Source organism: Enterobacter soli ATCC BAA-2102 (genome assembly GCF_001654845.1).
GTDB lineage: Bacteria > Pseudomonadota > Gammaproteobacteria > Enterobacterales > Enterobacteriaceae > Enterobacter > Enterobacter soli.
Window position 1 is genome coordinate 95,379 of record NZ_LXES01000045.1, and the last position, 21,000, is coordinate 116,378.

22 protein-coding genes are annotated in these 21,000 nt (G+C 52.3%); 11 read left to right on the top strand and 11 right to left on the bottom strand.

Going from position 1 to position 21,000, the window contains the following annotated elements:
- The first annotated feature begins 11 nt into the window (after window positions 1-11).
- Complete coding sequence (ompC, locus tag M987_RS16830) at window positions 12-1,139, top strand: porin OmpC (RefSeq protein ID WP_014070307.1); 1,128 nt, start codon at window positions 12-14, stop codon at window positions 1,137-1,139.
- A gap of 8 nt (window positions 1,140-1,147) precedes the next feature.
- Here ompC and tam read toward each other — a convergent pair whose 3' ends face one another.
- Together tam and M987_RS16840 are read right to left on the bottom strand one after the other, a co-directional pair.
- Window positions 1,148-1,906 carry a trans-aconitate 2-methyltransferase gene (gene tam / locus M987_RS16835; RefSeq protein WP_014070308.1) on the bottom strand — a complete coding sequence of 253 codons (759 nt, stop codon included), beginning with the start codon at window positions 1,904-1,906 and terminating at the stop codon, window positions 1,148-1,150.
- Window positions 1,907-1,988: 82 nt separating this feature from the next.
- Complete coding sequence (locus M987_RS16840; RefSeq protein ID WP_014070309.1) at window positions 1,989-2,573, bottom strand: NUDIX hydrolase; 585 nt, start codon at window positions 2,571-2,573, stop codon at window positions 1,989-1,991.
- An 87-nt stretch (window positions 2,574-2,660) separates the two neighbouring features.
- On the opposite strand from M987_RS16840, the gene M987_RS16845 reads away from it, so the two are divergent.
- Window positions 2,661-3,434, top strand: a complete 774-nt coding sequence (locus tag M987_RS16845) for a DeoR/GlpR family DNA-binding transcription regulator (protein WP_014070310.1) — start codon at window positions 2,661-2,663, stop codon at window positions 3,432-3,434.
- Here M987_RS16845 and M987_RS16850 read toward each other — a convergent pair.
- Window positions 3,406-3,894, bottom strand: coding sequence for a P-loop nucleotide/nucleoside kinase family protein (locus tag M987_RS16850; RefSeq protein WP_014070311.1), 489 nt, complete (start codon window positions 3,892-3,894; stop codon window positions 3,406-3,408). The genes M987_RS16845 and M987_RS16850 overlap by 29 nt on opposite strands.
- A gap of 101 nt (window positions 3,895-3,995) precedes the next feature.
- On the opposite strand from M987_RS16850, the gene M987_RS16855 reads away from it, so the two are divergent.
- From M987_RS16855 to M987_RS16880, 6 genes are all read left to right on the top strand, one after another.
- Window positions 3,996-4,349 (top strand): hypothetical protein, encoded by a 354-nt coding sequence (locus M987_RS16855; protein WP_014070312.1) that lies wholly within the window; start codon window positions 3,996-3,998, stop codon window positions 4,347-4,349.
- A gap of 141 nt (window positions 4,350-4,490) precedes the next feature.
- Window positions 4,491-5,783 (top strand): glycoside hydrolase family 28 protein, encoded by a 1,293-nt coding sequence (locus M987_RS16860; protein WP_014070313.1) that lies wholly within the window; start codon window positions 4,491-4,493, stop codon window positions 5,781-5,783.
- Window positions 5,784-5,944: 161 nt separating this feature from the next.
- A complete protein-coding gene (hipB, locus tag M987_RS16865; RefSeq protein WP_373371568.1) occupies window positions 5,945-6,202 on the top strand; it encodes a type II toxin-antitoxin system antitoxin HipB in 258 nt (85 codons plus the stop codon).
- A complete protein-coding gene (locus tag M987_RS16870; protein WP_014070315.1) occupies window positions 6,202-7,521 on the top strand; it encodes a type II toxin-antitoxin system HipA family toxin in 1,320 nt (439 codons plus the stop codon). Before hipB ends, M987_RS16870 begins: the two co-directional genes overlap by 1 nt.
- 450 nt (window positions 7,522-7,971) lie before the next feature.
- Window positions 7,972-8,259: a VF530 family protein gene (locus tag M987_RS16875; protein WP_014070316.1), complete on the top strand. Its 288-nt coding sequence runs from the start codon at window positions 7,972-7,974 to the stop codon at window positions 8,257-8,259.
- A 6-nt stretch (window positions 8,260-8,265) separates the two neighbouring features.
- A complete protein-coding gene (locus M987_RS16880; protein ID WP_014070317.1) occupies window positions 8,266-9,558 on the top strand; it encodes a glycoside hydrolase family 10-like protein in 1,293 nt (430 codons plus the stop codon).
- 79 nt (window positions 9,559-9,637) lie between these two features.
- Here M987_RS16880 and dsbG read toward each other — a convergent pair whose 3' ends face one another.
- The 8 genes from dsbG to M987_RS16920 all read right to left on the bottom strand — a co-directional run bounded on the left by dsbG (window position 9,638) and on the right by M987_RS16920 (window position 17,723).
- The gene (dsbG, locus tag M987_RS16885; RefSeq protein ID WP_014070318.1) at window positions 9,638-10,399 is read right to left on the bottom strand and encodes a thiol:disulfide interchange protein DsbG; all 762 of its coding nucleotides are present in this window, start codon (window positions 10,397-10,399) and stop codon (window positions 9,638-9,640) included.
- 133 nt (window positions 10,400-10,532) lie between these two features.
- Window positions 10,533-11,222: a VIT1/CCC1 transporter family protein gene (locus tag M987_RS16890; protein ID WP_014070319.1), complete on the bottom strand. Its 690-nt coding sequence runs from the start codon at window positions 11,220-11,222 to the stop codon at window positions 10,533-10,535.
- Between the two features lie 80 nt (window positions 11,223-11,302).
- Entirely contained in the window at window positions 11,303-11,884 is a 582-nt protein-coding gene (locus M987_RS16895) for a cytochrome b/b6 domain-containing protein (protein WP_041162230.1), read from the bottom strand.
- A gap of 115 nt (window positions 11,885-11,999) precedes the next feature.
- Complete coding sequence (locus M987_RS16900; RefSeq protein WP_014070321.1) at window positions 12,000-12,560, bottom strand: RNA polymerase sigma factor; 561 nt, start codon at window positions 12,558-12,560, stop codon at window positions 12,000-12,002.
- Between the two features lie 5 nt (window positions 12,561-12,565).
- On the bottom strand, window positions 12,566-12,979 hold the full coding sequence (locus M987_RS16905) for a hypothetical protein (RefSeq protein WP_014070322.1): 414 nt from the start codon (window positions 12,977-12,979) through the stop codon (window positions 12,566-12,568).
- 133 nt (window positions 12,980-13,112) lie between these two features.
- Window positions 13,113-14,663, bottom strand: a complete 1,551-nt coding sequence (locus M987_RS16910) for a methyl-accepting chemotaxis protein (RefSeq protein ID WP_014070323.1) — start codon at window positions 14,661-14,663, stop codon at window positions 13,113-13,115.
- A gap of 194 nt (window positions 14,664-14,857) precedes the next feature.
- On the bottom strand, window positions 14,858-16,072 hold the full coding sequence (locus tag M987_RS16915; protein WP_014070324.1) for a diguanylate phosphodiesterase: 1,215 nt from the start codon (window positions 16,070-16,072) through the stop codon (window positions 14,858-14,860).
- A gap of 166 nt (window positions 16,073-16,238) precedes the next feature.
- Window positions 16,239-17,723 carry an alpha/beta hydrolase gene (locus M987_RS16920; protein WP_014070325.1) on the bottom strand — a complete coding sequence of 495 codons (1,485 nt, stop codon included), beginning with the start codon at window positions 17,721-17,723 and terminating at the stop codon, window positions 16,239-16,241.
- 267 nt (window positions 17,724-17,990) lie between these two features.
- Between M987_RS16920 and M987_RS16925 the strand changes: the two genes are divergently transcribed.
- The 3 genes from M987_RS16925 to M987_RS16935 are packed head-to-tail and all read left to right on the top strand — an operon-like array spanning window position 17,991 to window position 20,981.
- A complete protein-coding gene (locus M987_RS16925) occupies window positions 17,991-18,845 on the top strand; it encodes a MurR/RpiR family transcriptional regulator (RefSeq protein ID WP_014070326.1) in 855 nt (284 codons plus the stop codon).
- 12 nt (window positions 18,846-18,857) lie between these two features.
- Complete coding sequence (gene ddpX / locus M987_RS16930) at window positions 18,858-19,433, top strand: D-alanyl-D-alanine dipeptidase (RefSeq protein WP_014070327.1); 576 nt, start codon at window positions 18,858-18,860, stop codon at window positions 19,431-19,433.
- A gap of 15 nt (window positions 19,434-19,448) precedes the next feature.
- Window positions 19,449-20,981 (top strand): ABC transporter substrate-binding protein, encoded by a 1,533-nt coding sequence (locus tag M987_RS16935; protein ID WP_014070328.1) that lies wholly within the window; start codon window positions 19,449-19,451, stop codon window positions 20,979-20,981.
- The last annotated feature ends 19 nt before the right edge of the window (window positions 20,982-21,000 follow it).

A 21,000-nucleotide genomic window follows, 5' to 3' on the forward strand; every position in this document is an offset into this window, starting at 1 on the left:
GGGTATATAAAATGAAAATTAATCAACTGAGCGTGCTGATTGGCGCAGCGCTGCTCGCGACAACCGCACACGCAGCCGAAATTTATAATAAAGACGGTAATAAACTGGATCTGTATGGTTTAGTTTCTGCCGAACATTATTTCTCCGATAATGACAGCAGCGACTGGAATGGCGATCAGACCTATATGCGTCTTGGTTTCCGTGGTGAAACCCAGGTTAACGATCAAATCACCGGCTATGGCCAGTGGCAGATGCATATTAATGCTAACGGTGCGGAATCAGAAAGCAACAACCCACGTACTCGTTACGCGTTTGCTGGCCTGAAGGTGAAAGATTACGGCTCCATCGATTACGGCCGTAACAAGGGCGTGCTGTACGATTCCCTTGGTTATACCGACATGCAGCCTGAGTTCGATGGCATGACCTATGGCTCAGACCAGTTCATGTTTAGCCGTGCCAACGGTCTGCTGACCTACCGTAATACCGATTTCTTCGGTGCCGTAGATGGTCTGGATTTTGCTCTGCAATATCAGGGTAAAAATGACGGTGGCGGCGAGCCTGGCGTGCGCGACGTGTTACGTCAGAATGGTGATGGTTTTGGCGCATCTATTACTTATGATATCGGCGCTGGTTTCAGCATTGCCGGTTCCATGATGAGTGCTGACCGCTCTAACGAGCAAAATAACACCAGCGGTATTATGGGGCAGGGTAAACGCGCGGAAGCTTATTCCGGTGCTATTAAATATGATGCCAATAATATCTATCTGGCCGCTATGTTTACCCAGGCATATAACGCATCACGCTTTGGTTCGCATTCCAGCGATAGCGCCTATGGTTATGCGAATAAATCGCAAATCATGGAATTTTACGCAGGTTATCAATTTGATTTCGGTCTGCAACCATTTGTGGCGTATGACGTCCTGAAAGGTAAAAACCTGGGCAAAGCAGCCACAGGAAATACTTATGGTGACGAAGATCTCATCAAATATGTTGATTTCGGTGCAACGTATAACTTCAACAAAAACATTAATGTGTTTGTTGATTATATGGTTAACCTCGTCGATGAAGATAAATTTACCCGTGAAGCCGGGATCAATACCGACGATGTTGTTGCTGTAGGCGTCGTTTATCAGTTCTGATAAACGCCTCAGGGCACACGTTTAGCGACAATAAACAGTCGTGGAAAAGCCAGCAGTATCTGCCCGTTTTCCTGGAGCGGATACTGCTCTTCCAGCAGCTGATGGTAACGCTTCAGGAAATTCTTCTGCTCACTCTCGTTTAACTCCTGCAACCACGGGCGCAACCCGGTGGCGCTCACCCAGTCAATAATCGCCTGGTGCGAACTCATTTTGTGAAAGTAGGTTGTCCGCCAGATATCCACCTCACACCCGGCATCGGTCAAAATATCGTAATACGCATGTACGCCTGGCAAAGGTTCGCGGCCACGATCAGGGTAACCTTGTTCGTACGCCACTTCGCGCATCGAGACGTGCGTTGGTTCAAGCCAGTTGTCAGGCATCTGAATCGCCAGGACACCGTTTAAACGCAGCAGCGAAACAAGATGCGGTAACAGTGTGTAATGGTCCGGGATCCACTGCAAAGACGCATTGGCGTAAATCAGGCTCAGCGGCTGAGCGGGTTTGTATTGGCGGATATCGGATTCAACAAAATGGCATTCAGGCAGGGTGTTACGTGCTTCTTCCAGCATTGCTGGCGAATTATCCACGCCGGTAATGTCGGCCGTAGGCCAGCGCTGTTTTAACAGCGCCGTGCTATTACCCGGCCCGCAACCGAGATCAACGATTGCCGTGACATCGTCAAGGGGGACTCTGGCGAGCAGCTCAGCGGCGGGGCGTGTGCGTTCTGCTCCGTATTGCAGATAAAGCGAAGGGTTCCAGTCGGCCATTTGCGCATCTCCTGTTTTATTCTTCAGCAAGAATAGCATAGGCAGATACCTGCGCGGCGGCAGGTATCTATCGTGCACGATGTTATAAAATGCCTTTCAGGGCAACGTGGTAGAGCAGCATGATGGTTTTACCATCGACGATAAGCCCGGTTTCGATTCCGTGTAACGCCTCTTCAAGCGTCAGCTCCAGCACTTCGATATCTTCACCTTCTGCCTTTATACCGCCACCAGCACTTGCCCGGTCGCGGGGCTGATACTCAGCAAGATAGAAATAGAGTTTTTCAGTAACTGAGCCCGGGCTCATGTACGCCTCGAAAACCTTCTGCACGCTGGATACACGAAAGCCGGTCTCTTCCTCTGCTTCGGCTTTGATTCTGCTTTCGGGATCCATGTTATCCAAAAGGCCTGCCGCAGATTCAATCAGATAGCCATTATGTCCGTTGATAAACACCGGGAAACGGAACTGGCGGGTCAGGATCACCGTTTTTTTATCGCGGTTGTAGAGCAGGATCGTTGCGCCATTTCCCCGGTCATAGACTTCGCGCTGCTGTCTTTGCCATTCACCGTCGTGGCGTTGCAGGTCAAATGTGTATTTTTTCAGGATGTACCAGTTATCGGACAACGTCTTTGTTTCGATAATGCGTATTTCTGCATGTTTGGTCTGCACGATTGTATCTCCTCGCGTTGAGCTGTTATCATAATCAGCAGAAATACGCACTTTCAAGACAAATCGTGCAACATCAGGAAAAAAACGATGCTAACCAGCCAGCGAAAGCAATTGATCCTTGAAAAACTCGGTGCGGAGGGACAGGTTCTCTCAAGGGAACTGAGCCTCCATTTTGATGTGTCCGAAGATACCATCCGCCGCGACCTGCGTGAGCTGGCCGCGGAAGGGCGCCTGCAACGCGTTCACGGCGGTGCATTGCCATCTTCCACCGCAATTGCGCCGTTTGCTGAACGTAAGACACTGAAAATTGGCGCTAAAAAGAGTGTCGCCCGAAAAGGGGCACAGTTGATTTCGGCGGGGCAAGTGGTGATTGTGGATGGCGGAACAACCACCGCTGAACTGCTGACTTTTTTACCGCAGGATCTGCGCATTACCGTGGTGACGCATAGCCCGGGGATTGCGCTGGGTCTGGTCGATCATCCGTGGATTGAGGTTATTCTGATTGGCGGGCGTCTGTATAAGCACTCGATTGTTACCGTGGGTGCCGCAGCCATTGAGGGCATTGGTAACATTCATGCCGATCTGTTCTTTATGGGCGTCACCGGTATTCACCCGGAAGCTGGCCTGACGACGGGTGATTATGAAGAAGCGTGCATCAAACGTGCATTTTCCGGCAGAGCGGCAGAAACCATCGTTCTGGCTTCACCCGAGAAAATCAATACCGCATCGTCTTTTGTGATTGGTGACCTGTCGCTTATCAACACCGTCGTGGTGGAAAGCGACACCGATAAGGCCTGGATGAAGGCAGTCAGGGAAAAGGGCGTTTCCGTGATTACGACGGCTGATCCTGATAACGAATGATGTTGAATCCTTCCTGTTCTTCCGGGGCGACAAAGTAACGGGTGATCAGGTCGAATTGCTCATCGGTGGCCGCAAAATCATGCTCGCCAGAGGCATTTCTGGCGCGCAGCCGCGCTTTACAGATATCGTCTGCCACATCCAGAAAATGCAGCTGATGTGGAACCCCGGATTCGCGGATAACCGTCATCATCCACCGGCGGTTAGCAACCGTGTTGGCCGGGAAATCGAGCACCACTGAGACGCCCGCCTTCAGTAACGCCACAAGATGCGGAGAGAGTGCCAGGCGTAATTTCCCCGCGCAACGGACATAGTCTGCCACGCTTGTCATCTGGTCGGCGTAAAGCTCTGCAAGCCAGGAGTCCTCACTTATCACCACCGTACCAGGCGTTTTGCTCAGGCTCGCGGCCAGCGTGGATTTTCCACTGGCGATTTTCCCGCAAAGAAGATGCAGTGTTGGCATCATATGCTCCGCTATGGACATGAAAATTCAGGATAGCGTGACTACGCTTAGGTGGAAACTGCCAAAAACGGTGAGCCTATTTTCCGCTTAAGGAACAGACCATGTTTCAGAAGATGTGTGTAGCAACCCTGGCTTGTTTTGCCGTGGTGAGTTGCTCGTCTCAGGGTTATCTCTCCCCCCAGGAAAAGAAATACCAGCGGGTTGATGCGGCGGCACATCAGTGTTCGGAAGAGGTCAAAGAGAAAACGATCGACCTGGTGGCTAAGGGGAAATCAACCCACAGTCGCTGGACGACAGTGAAATATGTTCTTCCGCCGGATGAGGAATTCACCACCCAGCGGGTACGCGTTGTTGAATACAGAACATCCACAATTTTAGATAACGGCGACCCGGGGCGAGCATGGAAGGCGTGTATGCACAGTAAAGATGCTCTGGTGCCTGAACTCGCTTTCTGAACGGGCCTCGCATTCACCGTTCGTTCCATTGAAAACATTACCGTATTTTTGCCAGCTTTCACCGTGGGGTGTCGGTGACAAAAAGGTTATGCCTGTGGCGGCTACGTATACTCATGATTTTTATCCGAATCAGGAAAGAACATGACGGAACGTAATGTGTGTGATTTTGGGGCAGATCCCAGCGGGCGACAGGTATCAACGGCCGCCATTCAGCGGGCAATTGCCAAGACGGGCCATAACGATACTCTGGTGATCCCGGCAGGCCGCTTCCTTACCGGCTCCCTTTTCCTGAAAAGTGGGATGACCCTGCACCTGGAGGCTGGCGCGCAGCTTCTTGGTAGCCAGAGTCTGGATGACTATCCGCTGATTGATACCCGAGTGGCGGGCATTGATATGCGCTGGCCGGCGGCGATTATCAATATTATTAATTGCCATGATGTCAGTATCACCGGCGGCGGCACCATCGACGGGCAGGGGCTTGTCTGGTGGCAGCGCTTCTGGGGAGATGACGAGCAGGGTGGCATGCTGGGCGATTACAGCGCCAGAGGCCTGCGCTGGGTGGTGGATTATGACTGTCAGCGACCGCGTAACATTCTGGTGTATGAAAGTGAGCGCATCACGCTGCGTGATTTCACTAGCCGCGAGTCGGGCTTCTGGAATGTGCATCTTTGCTATTCACGGCATATTACGCTCGACAGCGTTCAAATAAGCAATTCAGCAGGGCCAAGCACCGACGGCATTGATATCGATTCCTGCGAACAGGTACGGGTGGAGCGCTGTGTCGTCTCCTGTAATGACGACAATATTTGTATCAAAGCGGGGCGTGGACAGGAGGCGGCGTCAAAAGCCCGCAGCGCACGGGATATTGTCATTCGTGACTGTACGCCGAACAGTGGTTCCGGTATTACCCTTGGCAGTGAAACCTCTGGCGGGATTGAACGGGTGTTGATTGAACATAATCGCTTCAACGGCACGGGCGTGGGGTTTCGCATTAAGTCTGCCCGTAATCGCGGCGGCTTTATTCGCGATATCAAAGTTCGCCATTTGCAACTCGTTGATGTGCGTTTCCCGGTGATGATCCAGCTGAACTGGTTTGCACAATACAGTTATGGCGAGCGAGGGGATCTCACGGATAAACCCGACCACTGGCGCAAACTGGCGGATGATGTTCAGGGGGAGGCTGGCCTGACTCACGTCAGCAATCTGACGCTGGAGAATATCTCTGCGCGCCGCTCAGAAAGCAGCGTGTTTTCCCGCGCCTTCTTTATTGAGGGTTATCCCGACCGTCCAGTCTCGGCGTTAACGCTGGCATCCGTTGTGATAGACGCCAGCGAGTTCGGCAAAATATCCGGCGTGAATGGCCTTGTGTTACACGATGTCCAGGTAACGGCCACAGACACCACGCAGGATGTTAACGACACTTATGAACGATAACCACGACCTCTTTGATTGTATCTGATTTATCCCCGATAAGGGATAAAAACCGTGATATCCCTTGAAGGGGATAAAATATTGACAATATCCCTTATAAGGGATAATACTGGCAATATCCCTTTGAGGGGATAAACCACGGGCGCGAACAGATGAAACCACCAATGATTTATAGTCCTGTCCAGCTGGCGAATACCATGAGACTGGTGCGTCAGAAAAATAACTGGACGCAAAGCGACCTGGCCAAAAGAATCGGCATTAAGCAGGCCACCATCTCGAATTTTGAAAACAACCCGGATAACACCACGCTGACGACGTTCTTCAGGATCTTGCAATCCCTTGGAATGACCATGGCGTTGTATGAAAAAGACGATGCGGCGTCGGGGTCAGACAATAACATTCAACAGGGCCTGGACTGGTAATGCCAAAATTAGTGACGTGGATGAATAACGAACGGGTCGGCGAACTGACAAAACTGACCAATGGGGCACATACGTTTAAATACGCCAATGAATGGCTACTTAACCGGTATGCCCGGCCATTGTCGTTATCGCTTCCGCTACAATATGGCGAAATTACCTCCGATGCGGTGTTCAATTTCTTCGACAACCTGCTCCCGGATAGCCCGGCGGTCAGGGATCGTATTGTTAAGCGCTACCATGCCCGTTCCAGGCAACCCTTTGATTTACTGGCAGAGGTAGGGCGTGACAGCGTCGGCGCGGTGACGTTATTACCCGCTAATGAAAACAGCACGACACCGGAAATGATGTGGGAGACTCTGAGCGAAGAGAAACTCGAGAAGGTGTTGACGGCTTATCAGTCAGACATCCCACTGGGGATGATTAATGAGGAAAATGATTTCCGCATTTCCGTTGCTGGCGCTCAGGAAAAAACAGCGCTCCTTAAAGCCGGTGACGACTGGTGTATTCCGAAAGGTATCACGCCCACCACCCATATCATCAAGCTGCCGATTGGCGAGATAAAACAGCCCAATGCCACGCTGGATTTGAGCGATAGTGTGGATAATGAATACTTCTGTTTGCAGCTGGCCAGAGCGCTGGGAATTGACGTGCCGAATGCGGAAATCATCAGAGCGGGCAGGGTGCGGGCACTTGCCGTCGAGCGTTTTGACCGCCGATGGAACGCAAGCCGATCTGTTTTATTGCGCTTACCGCAGGAAGATATGTGCCAGACTTTTGGGCTTCCTTCGTCCGTGAAGTATGAGTCTGATGGCGGCCCCGGTATTCCACATATCATGGCATTTTTACTGGGTTCCAGCGAAGCGCTTACCGATCGTTATAATTTCATGAAATTCCAGCTATTTCAGTGGATAACAGGCGCAACCGATGGACATGCCAAGAACTTCTCAATATTCATCCAGCCTGGCGGAAGCTATCGACTGACCCCGTTCTACGACATCATTTCGGCGTTTCCTGTGCTGGGCGGCGCCGGGATCCACATCAGCGATCTGAAACTGGCCATGAGCCTGAATGCCTCAAAAGGCCGTAAAAACGATATCGACAAGATCTATCCGAGACATTTTATGGCAACAGCCAGGGCCGTCAGGTTTCCTGAAAACCAGATGACCGAGATTATGCAGGAATTTATCAGCGATGTGCCGCAGGCACTGGATGCAGTGATGAAGTCTTTACCCACGGACTTTTCGCAAAAAGTCGCGACCTCGATATCCAGGAATGTGCTCAGGCTGCATGGCCGACTGAGCAAAAGTGCAGGGGGCTGAACCAGAAACCTGCCTGAAAATACAGGCAGGTTTGCGACTCCTTTGAGTATTTTCTTTTTTGTTCAGGTTTCGATAACACAAAAGCATGAAGCAATCAGGGCCTTGTAATCTAAACCACGGTAAATGACGATGACTGGTATCAGGTCGGATAAACACTGGATTCTTCCTGACCTCATACTAGTGCGCATAATGTATATTATGTTAAATGAGATATTGCCAACCGTACTGTACCGACTCCTGAGCCATACCTTGCCGTTTTTGCTATCTGAACAGCTCCGATTTTCATTCTTACTCCATAAGATGCGGTTCTGGTGATTCACAACCATGAGTGACCAACAAACGCTTTTTCATCGCTGAGAGAGCTTGTATTTAATACGCCATTTCATTGCCGCCTTCCCCGCTTTCTTGTAACCTTTTATCGTTCATCCCTACCCGTATATATGAGACAACATGACTGCACACACCTCTAAAGACCCTTTGCATGGCGTAACGCTAGAAATGCAAGTCAATGCACTGGTTGCCCGCTACGGCTGGAATGAGTTGAGCAAAATCATCAAAATTAACTGTTTTAAAAACGATCCAAGTGTCAAATCGAGTTTAAAATTTCTGCGCAGAACCCCGTGGGCGCGCGCAGAAGTTGAAGCCCTGTATCTCGATTCTCTCAGTGATGATGCCACCGAAGAACCGGATGTTCTCGACGTTAACCCTTGGGCAAATAGTCGGATTACTAAGAGCTAAAAGTAAATGTCGCTACACGTAAAACGGATTGGTGCGCTTATTGGCTGCGCACTTTTACTTGTTAGTTGCTCCTCAAAACCACCAAAATCGCTCGTGACTCCCCTTTCTCCGGTGAGTAAACCGGGTCAGCAGGCAAACGAGCCGATGCGCGGCATCTGGCTGGCCACCGTTTCACGTCTGGACTGGCCGCCGGTGGCATCGGTAAATGTCAGCAGCGCAGACCGACGCATTGATATGCAAAAGCAAGCGCTCAAAGACAAGCTGGATAAGCTGAAAAGCCTCGGTATCAACACCGTGTTTTTCCAGGTTAAACCCGACAGCACCGCGCTTTGGTCATCTAAAATCCTCCCCTGGTCAGATATGATGACCGGGAATATTGGCGAATACCCGGGTTACGATCCGCTGCAATTTATGCTCGATGAAGCGCATAAACGCGGGATGAAAGTCCATGCCTGGTTTAACCCGTACCGGGTATCCACTAACACAAAACCGTCTACCGTTGCTGCGCTCAACAGAACCGCATCGCAAAGCCCTGCCAGCGTGTTTGTGCAGCATCCTGACTGGATCCGGACTGCCGGCGATCGCTTTGTGCTCGACCCGGGTATCCCGGCGGTGCGCGACTGGATAACTGCGGTGGTGGCTGAAGTTGTCGCAAACTACGCGATAGACGGCGTGCAATTCGATGACTATTTCTACACCGAAACACCGGGTTCCGCGCTGAATGACAGCCAGACCTTCCGGCAATACGGCCAGGGTTTTGCTTCCAAAGCAGACTGGCGCAGACACAATACGCAGCAGCTGATTGCGCAGGTGTCTAAAGCCATCAAACAGCAGAAACCTGATGTCGCGTTTGGCGTTAGCCCTGCCGGGGTCTGGCGTAACCGTTCGTTCGATCCTGCGGGTTCAGACACCCGTGGAGCCGCCGCTTATGATGAGTCTTACGCTGACACGCGTCTTTGGGTGCAGCAAGGTTTGCTGGATTACATCGCGCCACAGATTTACTGGCCGTTCTCCCGCAGCGCGGCACGCTATGATGTGCTGACGAAATGGTGGGCTAACGTCGTCAAACCTACCCATACGCGACTGTACATCGGTATCGCATTCTATAAAGTGGGCGAGCCATCCAGAAATGAGCCGGACTGGACAGTGAATGGCGGTGTACCGGAGCTGAAAAAACAGCTCGATTTGAACGAATCTTTGCCTAACGTCAGCGGTACGATCCTCTTCAGGGAGGATTATCTCAACCAGCCTCAGACTCAGGACGCGGTCAGCTACCTCAGAACCCGCTGGGGAAGTTAATCCATCAGGCAGAAACCGGGGGTTTCTGCCTGTTTACCTGCACTCACCAAATATCTAAAAAACAAGACCGGCTGTTGGGTTACTGGGGTTTCGGCCCAAACATCTCCAGCAGTTGTTTTTCGTCTGGCATCCCGACCACTTGCTGAAGCTCATTTTTTGCATTCAGATAATAAATGGCTGGCGTGGCATTGGCCCCCAGCGAGTCCATAAGCTTCTGATGCTGTTGCAGGATATTAAAGGTCGCGTGCGAGGTATCGCCTTGTGTTTTCGGCAGCGTTTTACCTCCGGAAAGCTCATAGTCCCGCCAGGCGCTGACAGGATCTTCCGCATTGAGAATGGCGGAGGCATTACGCCCACTGTTCGGATTGAGAAACGCCACCAGCAGTGTATTCAGCTGGACCTTGCCCGCTTTCACCCAGGGCTGAGCCTCAGACCAGAACGCCTTGCAATACGGACAGAACGGATCGGCAAAGACGAACACCTTACGCGGGGCGGTATCGGCGCCCTCTTTCAGCGGATGCGCCGCGTTGAGCGTTTTCCACATCTCTTTGCCCAGTGGAATGTAGATTTCCTTCTGGAAGTATTCTTCGCTCAGATTTTTTCCTTTATCATCATAAAGATAACCAGAGATCACATGCTTACCGTCCGGCGTTAAAAAAAGCGTGACGCCCATGTCCTGATATTGCCCCAGCCAGCCGGGTGCCCCGCCAGGTGCATCTATTTTCTTAATGATTTTAATACCTTGCTGCTCACTGAAGTTCTTCACCACGTCAGGAACGGCATCTGTTGCGTGTGCCAGCCCGGAAACCGCCAGCACTGAAAGTAACAGTAATTTCTTCATTCTCTTCTCCGGCATTATCGGGGGCCGCCGTAGACCCCTTTAGCTTAGGGTTATCCAGCGCGTACTGTTCCGTAAAAGTGCGACGGAATCAACCCGCCATAATGGAAGTGTGAGGTTGAAATTGAAAGAAATTTTATAGCAGCGCCTGCCCGGCGAAATGACCAATGCCTATCGATACCGCCATTGCCATGGCGCTCCAGAAGGTAATACGGATGATGGGTTTGACGGGAGACGCTTTACTGACAATCGAAGAAATATAGCCAAGTGCTGCCAGTGAAAAAAGGGTGGAAAGAATAATAGACAAATAAACCAGCTTTGCCGGAGCAAGCCATGCCACGATTACCGGCAGCACCGCACCGGCGGAAAAACTCAGTGCTGAAAAGAGCGCGGCCTGAAGCGGTTGGGCGGCATTTGTCCCGGTCAGCCCGAGCTCTTCCCGGGCATGAGCATCCAGCGCATCTTTTACCATGAGCTGCTCTGCAACCTGGCGGGCGAGCCCTGGCTCCAGACCACGTTGTATATACAGTGCGGTCAGCTCCCGCACTTCTCCGTGATAATCAGTTTCCAGTTCCCTTCTTTCCTGCGCGAGTGCTGCGTCCTCTGTGTCTGACTGCGATGACACTGAAACATATTCCCCGGTGGCCATCGACATCGCGCCTGCAACCAGGCCAGCTACCCCGGCCAGTAAAACCCCTGAGGGGACCGTATTTGCCGACGCGACGCCCAGAACCAGGCTCGCCGTTGACACAATGCCGTCATTGGCCCCCAGAACAGCAGCCCTTAGCCATCCAACGCTCTCGATACTGTGTCGTTCAGGATGCATATTTCTGGTTTCCTGTATTCAGGCAAAGTGCACTGCGGATAGTTGAAAATGATTGAATAAGTATAATCAACATAGACGCTTTACCCGGTAACAGAATTTTTCCTTTGGCTGCGAACAGTGAGAAATATATGAATCAGCCCCATCGCACCATGCGCCCAGAAATAAGTCTCAATAAATACCGTCAGGAATTTATGAAAATGCAGCACGCTTTCTGCCAGCGCTGATGACGGCCCGTAAAAGGAATTAAGTGCAAACCAGAGTCCACCACACAGGGCAACGCCCAGCAGTGCCAGCACGCCAAGTCCCTGAATTAAGGCCGCAATCCCGCCAGCATGAGCTTCAGGAAGACGGAATGAAAAAAGCACCTTAACGTCTTCAATTACCCCTTTAAAATCAAGGGACAGCCAGGCGAAATAGTAACGAAACCCCCGCTGTTTCAGCATCCAGCCCAGCATAACGATACCAAGAACAATCAGTGCAAGGCCGGATATAACATGGAACCATGTGACGATACCGGTCAGTGAAAAACCGCTCAGTGCCTCGCTTTCGGTTAGGTTTGAATTCACTATCTGCAACAAAACCAATACGGCCACAATAATATGTAGCACGCGGAAAAAAGGCGTGTCCTGGTGCGGAAGTGCATTGCGTAATTGTTCGTTCATCATTCAGCCATTCGGTCAGGGATTAACCTTTCCAGTATTGCGCCTATTAATTAACGAAACCTTAACGTCTGAACACCGTAAACAACGAAATAACGATCCATTTTCTCTGACGCATTCACTCCCCGGTCAGGGCATCATAAATGTCCCGCAGCCGGGTACGCAGATACTGCACGGCTTTATGTTTGCGGGATAAAAGCGTCTGTACGCTGACCCCCGACTCCTCCGCTAGCGCTTTCATGCTATAGCTCTGAAGCTCCGTTTTTTCGAATACTTCTCGCTGAAGCGGCGGCAGTTCAGACAATGCCTGCCCAAGTTCTTCCCACAGCAGCGTTTTTAGGTACTCCTCTTCCGGTGTATTCGGCACGCCAAAGAGCGTTTCTGCAATCTCATCTTCGGCGAAATCCCCGTCGTCATCGGCCGTGAAATAGCCGGAAAGTGGTAATTCCCGTTTCTTGCGCGCCCTGTCGATCATTTCATTGCGCGCCGCACGAAACAGCCATGCGGCGACGTTCTCGACCGGCTGTTCAACGTTCATCAGCTGGTAAGTCACTTCCTGCACAATATCGTCGGCATCATCACGTACGGTACTTCGCCCGCGAATAAATGCTTTCAACCGGGCACGACAGGCATTGAGCGCCGACACCAGCATTGATTCGCCTGCCATCGCGGTTTTCATCTCACTCACTCGGCTTCCGGCGCTTTTGCCGCGCTGTCATCTCGTTTGTCTTCACGATGACCGCGCCAGCTGCAGTGACCGTGGCGGCCAAAACCGTCGCGACGTTGCTGGATAAAGGCTTCACGCTGCTCAGGCGTCATTTTCATCCAGCGCTCGTGCATCCGGCGATGCGCACCAAACATCCCGGGGCGGAAACCAAGGCCACCAAACAGAATACGGCACAGAACCAGTAATCCCAGCGCCTGCCAGAATCCAATGGCTTTAACACCCAGAATGGCTGGCAGAAGCGCGTTCCACAGGGACATCACCAGCAGGCCAAGTACCACAAACAGCACCGCGCCAATCACCAGGGCTTTGCCCATACGATGACGACCAAAACCGCGCCCGTGGCCTCTTGTGTGCATATCAAAATCTCTCATTGTTTTTACCTCATTACAGTAACTGATTATGGCTTGTGATGAGGTAGACGAATCAGCGAGAAGAATATTGCTAAAAAAATGGAAAAAATATCTGAGGGTGTGTTCAGGGGGATTGCTCCCCCCGACAGGAGAGTTACGCCCGCGCAGGCAGGCTAAAGCTTGAAATGCTGTGTGACAGATGTTGCGCCTGTTCTTCCAGAGACGCCGCCGCGGCGGCGGATTCCTGTACCAGCGCGGCGTTTTGCTGCGTGACGCCATCCATCTCGGTCACGGCCTGGCCCACCTGGCCAATACCCCGGCTCTGCTCTTCAGAAGCCACGGAGATCTGCTCCATCAGCGTATTCACTTTATTCACCGACGTGATAATCGAGTCGATCACTTCACCTGAGCGGTTCACCAGCTCTGCGCCATTTTTGACGCTGGCAACTGACTGGGCAATCAAGCTTTCGATATCCTTCGCAGCAACCGCGCTCTTCTGGGCAAGCGTACGGACTTCACTGGCGACAACCGCAAATCCACGCCCCTGCGTTCCGGCGCGCGCCGCTTCAACCGCCGCATTCAGCGCCAGGATGTTGGTCTGGAACGCGATGCTGTTAATGACGCTGGTAATATCTTCAATACGTTTTGAATTGGCCGCGATGGTGTTCATCGTTTCGATAACTTCACGCGTGACGGCTTCACCGGTATGGGCATTTTTCACCGCGTCCTGCACCAGCTTGCCTGCCTGATTGACGTTTTCAGTGTTATTGGCCACGGTCGCGCTCAGCTCTTCCATGCTGGCAGCGGTCTGGGTCAGGGCGGAAGCTTGCTGTTCGGTACGTGAAGCCAGGTCGATATTCCCGGAGGCAATTTCCTGCGCGGCATGGGTTACCGTATGGCTGGCATCGCGAACCTGAGAGATGGTATCAAGCAGCGCGAGACGCATCTGCTCCATCGAGCCCATCAGGTTGTCGATTTCATTGCTGGAGTTGGCTTTCACCGGCACAGGCTGAGTCAGCTCCCCGGCGGCAATCTGGCTACAGTGCTCGCGGGCCAGGTTTACTGGGGCAAAAATAACGCGTTTCATCAGCAGGCTGACCGCAATAATTACCGCCACAAACAGAATGGCAAACGTGGCGATAAGCCACAGACCCGAAACAAAATTGCTGCGCGCATTTTCGTTCAGGTTTTTGGCGTATTTCTGGTGAACCGACAGCACCTGATCAAGCACGATTTCGTATTTACGGTCTAACTGAGAAACCGTGGTGATGAGTGCATTGAATTTCACCACATCATGCGCTTGCGCGGCGTTAATCAGCGGCTCCAGCCCCTGATTACGATAGTTTTGCCAGGCATCCTGATACGCGCTGACCAGCGGGGCTTCATCCTGCAGACGCGGTGCGGCCATAAAGGCGGCAAAGGCGCTATCGGCTTTTTCCAGCGCCGCTTTAACAGAGGACAGCTTCTCAGCCTGATCGGCTGAATCCCCTGCTTCCACCATTTTCACGTACTCCATAACCCTTACGCGCAACGTGCGGCTATGGTTGATGGGGTCAATAATAGATAACACGACCTGGATTTCTTTGTTCACATCATCCAGTGAGTTATTACTTTTAATGATGAGCCCGACGCTGGTGAACGTGCTGGCAACAAAGAAAAACAGCAAGGAGAAAAGGATAATGAGGGACGATTTTTTCAACGACATGGACAGATACCTTAGGGATAGAGATTACCTATGGTTATCGGCTTTTTCATAACTTTATTTAATTAAAATTATTGCATTATTAACTAAAGTCACCACACCGCCGCTCTTTTTAATATCAATGATTTAGTGATAAATTCGTGCGGCAAAAGCATTTATTTTAGTGTCCGAAATTAATCTGTTTGTTGGCTAAGGAATTAGCAGGCAACCCGCGGCCAGTGAATATCGCCGACACCATTAAGCTGTGGTCGCGCAAACAAGAATCCCTGGAAACGACGGATACCGGCTGACTCAAGCCAGCACCACTCTTCTATCTTCTCGATCCCTTCCGCCACCAGCGAAATTTCCATGTCGGTACAGCAGCTGACAATCGATTTCACAATCGCCTGCTTCGGCCCGCTTAAATGAATATTGCTGACGATCTCCCGGTCGATCTTGATCTTGTCCGGCTGGAACCGGGTCAACAGAGAAAGCCCGGCATAGCCGGAGCCAAAATCATCAATTGCCAGGCCAATACCTTCGGCACGCAGCTGTTTAATGGCACTGTTAAACTGATTAAAGCCGGAGATCATCTCATTTTCCGTGACCTCGATAACCACCTGCTCGGGCTGGAGTCCGTGAAGCTTGATTTGATCCACTAAAAACTCCACCGCACCCGGGACATTCACCAGCGACATTGGCAGAAGGTTAACCGCGATTTTATGGCCGCCAATGCCAATTTTTTCGGCCAGCGCGAACGCATACGCCTTGGTCTGAAGGTCCACTTCATAGACTTTATCCTGATCGAGCGCCTTGAAGAAATGCTCGGGGCTACCGCCGTCATTGCTGCGGATCAGGGCTTCAAGTGAGGAGATTTTACCTTCGCCGGGTTCGACAATGGGTTGCAACGCAAACTGGCAAAATTGATTCGCTATCGGCACGCCAACACTCTCGCTAAAACGGGTACTTTCTTTTGTGAGTGTCCAATTGTCGGCTTTTAACGCAGCGGATGAATGTGCGGTCTTTTTCCGGGTAATAAACGACTGGATAAATTTAAACACCCGATCATCAGATGCCAGATAACTTTCCAGTTTGCTGTAATGCAGGACAGATTCCAGCACGGCACTGGGGGATTCAATACGCAGGTCAAAAAGCAACATACCGACATTTTCGAAGCGTCTGCGCGGGCCGTAGTCCCGCATCAGCTCAACCACATCGTTGTGTCGTTTATCATCACGGATCCGATGAAACAGCTTAACGACGTTCTCTTCAGCGCCTTCCAGAATTTGCAGAATGTCACGTCCGTTGAACAGCAAAATCCCGGTGATGTTCAGCAACGCATTGCGATGTCTGGCTTTTTTGACCAGAGCGCTAAGCTGAATAGATTTACAGGATGAATTTAACTGGCTTCGATAAATGAGTGTAGTAAGCACAGAAACTGTTCCCGATGTAATTTTTACGTCTGTAACCTCTTGTTTAGCATACTTTCTCAATGCCGACTAATTATATTCTTTCTATAAATAGTTTTAAGATTTTCCTGGTTAAACATAAGTTAAATTAATTAAATTGTTGCTTATTTCGTCGCCTGCTAAGTCCGGGTTACTTTGTCTCTCCCCCACCAATATGCCTGTCGATCCGCTCCTGCATATAGTCATAAAAAGGATTCGATGTGACACGCATCAGCGTATCTTTACCAACGCTCAGTACTGATGTCTCACCCCACAGCGAAACGGTTCCCAGACTGACGCCATACTGGTTTTTCACCTTCGGACGACTGCCATACAGCGAGTCATCGGGCGGGAATGGCACCGCGATATGCGACAGCGAATACACATCCTGCGGATACGGCGTGTTCAAGGGGATAACCTGCGCCTCCAGGCTCCCGGGTGGCGTGGTTCTGGCGATGGTGTCGAACGTATGGGCGTTGGCATTGGTAATAACGGTGACACTGTAACGCCTTACGGCAGTGGGCAGCAGCTCAGAGACAGCCGTCCATGACGATGCCCTGAACAGTGGGCGGAAAATAGCGGCCTGATTGACATCAAACATCACAAGCTCGCTGCCGTTTGCAGGAAGTTGGTCGAACAGCTCGGTGACCACAGCTCGGGTACTGACCGTTGAATCCATCACTGACTGAAATGCCATAACGGGCGCTAACGCGGCTAGCCTGTTCTCTCTTGCATCGCGGCTGAGCTGTTGTTGCAGCGCCTGGGTCAGTAACCAGGACTGACGTGCGGCGTTAACCGGGAACGAATTGTATTTATAGGGGTTATACTCCGGGGCGATATTCAGCCATGCTGCTTTTGCAAATGCCGGGAGCATCGCGGGTAAACCAGCAAACCCGGCAAAACGCGCAAACGCCGTGACGCCAATCATCGGGGAAAGTAATACCAGTTGCTGCGGTTTGCGAAGCTGCGGGGAATCCAGGCTATCGAGCGCATATTTCATGGCCAGCGCCCCGCCGTTGGAATAGCCCACCAGATGCAGCGGCACGTTATCACCCGCCAGACGTGTCGCTTCTCTCACCGCAAGCCGTGTCACGGCAAGCCAGGTTTCCCAGTCGACATCGGTGAGTGAGCCCGGTGCCGTTCCGTGCCCTGGCAGGCGTGGGGCCACCGCCACAAATCCCCGCTGCTGATAATCAACCGCAAGATGCCGGACGCTATACGGCGAATCCGTCAGCCCATGCAACAGCACTACCGCCCCGCGTGGCTTTCCGGCGGGCATCAGAACAAACGAACGGTTGACATCAGGCGAAAACTGACCAGGCCACACCAGGCTGTGACGGTAAAAACGGTTAAGCGGCGTACGTTCGCTCGCCTCGGTTTTGTCCGTCACCTGACTGCGCAGGTCACTAAAAATGGCATTTTCCCGAGTGAGGTATTGCGCAAAGCTGGCGCGGTCAATCTCTGCGACCGACATCTCATCTGCGGTCCAGGTATGCCATACATGCAGTGCCGGCCCTTTTTGCGAGGCATAAATGCGGATCGCGAGCAGCACAATCAACACGACACCGATCACCAGCGCTATTTTCTTTGCAAGTACCATCAGACGCATACTGATGCGCCACGGCAGGTTAGCCATGCCGATATCCCTTTCCTGTTCACGATACCTTTTATCTTAACAAAAATGTGAAGGCACTGACGTATTCACCAAAATCATACCCGGCCATCCGCTCACTGCACCAAAAGTGAACTACGCTGCACAAATGTTGATCATTGGTTAAACAAATATTGCATTAACTTTGCAGCGCAGGCGGAAAACCGCGCCATGCGAACATGGCACGCGCCGTGCATTGTTAATCAGATAACAACAAACCGGCGTTTGACAGCCTGTTAACAGCGAGGCGGCATGACGACAAAACCAGAGATGATGAGCCGCATTGAAGCGACCTTCAGCCAGCTCACGCCCAGTGAAAAACGCGTGGCGAGCTGGATGCTGGCGCATGGTGCGCAAATTCCGTTTGAAACAGCGGAAAGCGTTGCCCTGGCGACCGGAACCAGCGGCATCACCGTGGGCCGCTTCTTGCGTAAGCTCGGCTATCGCAATCTGGAAGACGCCAAAAAAAGTCTGCGCGATCCTTATCAGCCCTGGGGAATGAACGATCGCCTCGACTCCTGGCAACAGCAGCGCCCGCTTTCTGACCGGGTTCAGCATTCGTTATCGCTCGAAGTGGACGCCATTACCCAGGTTTATCAGCTGGCGCAAAGTGAAACCTTTAAACAGGTCGTTCACCGTTTAACCCATGCCGATGCGGTATTCGTGCTGGGGATCCAGTCGACACGCGGGATAGCAAACGCCTTCTTCAGTCATCTGGAATATCTGCGCCCGCGCGTCAGCTATTCGGAAGGTTTATCCGGCAGCTGGGTTGAATCGCTGAACTCCGGATTTATGCACCCCTATATCGTGCTGACCGATACCCGCGCCTACTCGGCTATCGCCCGTCAGTACTGCCGCGTGGCGAGTGAAAAGAACATTCCCATGGCGCTTATCACCGACATCTGGTGCCCGTGGGCGCGGGATTACCCTGTGGACCTGCTCCAGGTGAAAACCGATACCGGTCATTTCTGGGATTCCCTGGCACCGGTGAGCTGTCTGTTCAACCTGCTGCTGTCGGGCGTGGTGGAAGCGCTGGGTGAGGCGCTCCCGGAACGTCTGGCAGTAAACCGACAATTACAACAAGAGTTTGGTCAATTCGAACGCTAAAGGAGCGGAGCTATGCCCGAAGAGTGTCAACTGGTTGATGTGGCGAAAACCTTCCCCACGCTGCATATCGATCTCAAATACGCGACGGCCGACAACATTACCGGCCACCCTATCTATCGGGAAGCCTTGTGCCTGCTGCATCCCGATGCTACCACCGCGCTGGCGAAGGCCATCAGCATCGCCACGCTGGCCGGGCTGAAACTGGTGGTGTACGACGCCTACCGGCCACAGCAGGCGCAGGCGCAACTCTGGGATGCCTGCCCGAACCCGGAATACGTGGTCGACGTGGCCATTGGCTCTAACCATAGCCGCGGCACCGCTATCGACGTCACCCTGATGGACGAGCACGACAACATACTGGATATGGGGGCCGGGTTTGACGAAATGCACGACCGCTCGCACCCCTATCACCCCTCTGTGCCGCAGCAGGCGCAGCGTAACCGCCTGCTGCTCAACGCCATTATGTTTGGCGGCGGCTTTGTGGGGATCAGCAGCGAATGGTGGCACTTCGAGCTACCGAATGCCGCCAGTTACCCGCTTCTTGACGATCGTTTTGACTGTTTTCCGTTGACGCACACATCCCTTTAAATCTGGAGCCTTGCTATGAAAACAACGATTCTGACGACTTTGATTGCCGCCACGCTGGCAATGAGCACCCCCGCAGTGCTGGCGGCGGTGCCAAAAGATATGCTGGTGATCGGTAAAGCTGCCGATCCACAAACGCTTGATCCTGCGGTCACTATTGATAACAACGACTGGACCGTGACCTATCCATCGTATCAGCGTCTGGTGAAATACAAACCCGGAACCACCGAGGTTGAAGGCGATCTGTCAACCGGCTGGAAAGCCTCCGACGACCAGAAAGAGTGGACATTCACCCTGACGGACAATGCAAAATTTTCAGACGGTACACCAGTCACCGCCGAGGCGGTCAAACTCTCCTTTGAGCGTCTGCTGAAGTTAAGCCAGGGGCCGTCTGAAGCCTTCCCGAAAGATTTAAAAGTGGATGTGGTGGATGAACACACCGTGAAATTCACCTTAAGCCAGCCGTTTGCGCCATTCCTGTATACCCTGGCGAACGACGGGGCCTCGATCATTAACCCTGCCGTACTGAAAGCCAACGCCGCCGATGACGCGCGCGGCTTCCTGGCACAAAACACCGCAGGTTCCGGGCCGTTTATGCTGAAAAGCTGGCAGAAAGGTCAGCAGCTGGTGCTGGTGCCGAACCCCCACTGGCCGGGAAATAAGCCGCACTTTAAGCGCGTCTCGGTGAAGATTATCGGTGAGAGCGCATCGCGTCGCCTGCAACTCTCTCGCGGCGATCTGGATATCGCCGATTCCCTGCCGGTAGATCAGCTTTCCGCCCTGAAGCAGGAAGGCAAAGTGGCGGTGGCGGAATACCCCTCTCTGCGTGTGACCTATCTGTATCTCAATAACAGCAAAGCGCCGCTTAACCAGGTGGATCTGCGCCGTGCGGTCTCCTGGGCGACGGATTATCAGGGCATGGTGAAAGGTATTCTCAGCGGGAATGGTAAGCAGATGCGCGGCCCAATCCCGGACGGCATGTGGGGTTTTGACGCAACCGCCATGCAGTACAGCTTTGATGAGGCCAAAGCCAAAGACGCGCTGGCGAAGGTTAAAGACAAACCCGCCAGCCTGACCTTCCTCTATTCCGATAACGATCCGAACTGGGAGCCTATCGCCCTGTCCACCCAGGCCAGCCTCGGTAAGCTCGGGATCAACGTTAAACTGGAAAAACTGGCTAACGCCACCATGCGTGACCGCGTCGGAAAAGGTGATTATGACATTGCTATCGGTAACTGGAGCCCGGACTTCGCCGATCCGTACATGTTCATGAACTACTGGTTTGAGTCGGACAAAAAAGGGCTGCCAGGCAACCGCTCGTTCTATGAGAACAAAGAGGTCGATACCTTGTTGCAGGCAGCACTGAAAACCACCGACCAGGCAGAACGCACTAAAGATTACCAGCAGGCGCAGAAGATTGTGATCGACGAGGCCGCCTATGTGTATCTGTTCCAGAAAAACTACCAGCTGGCGATGAACAAAGAGGTGAAAGGCTTCACCTTTAACCCGATGCTTGAGCAGGTATTCAACATCGACACCATGAGCAAGTAACGGTCCGGGCCGGGGAGAC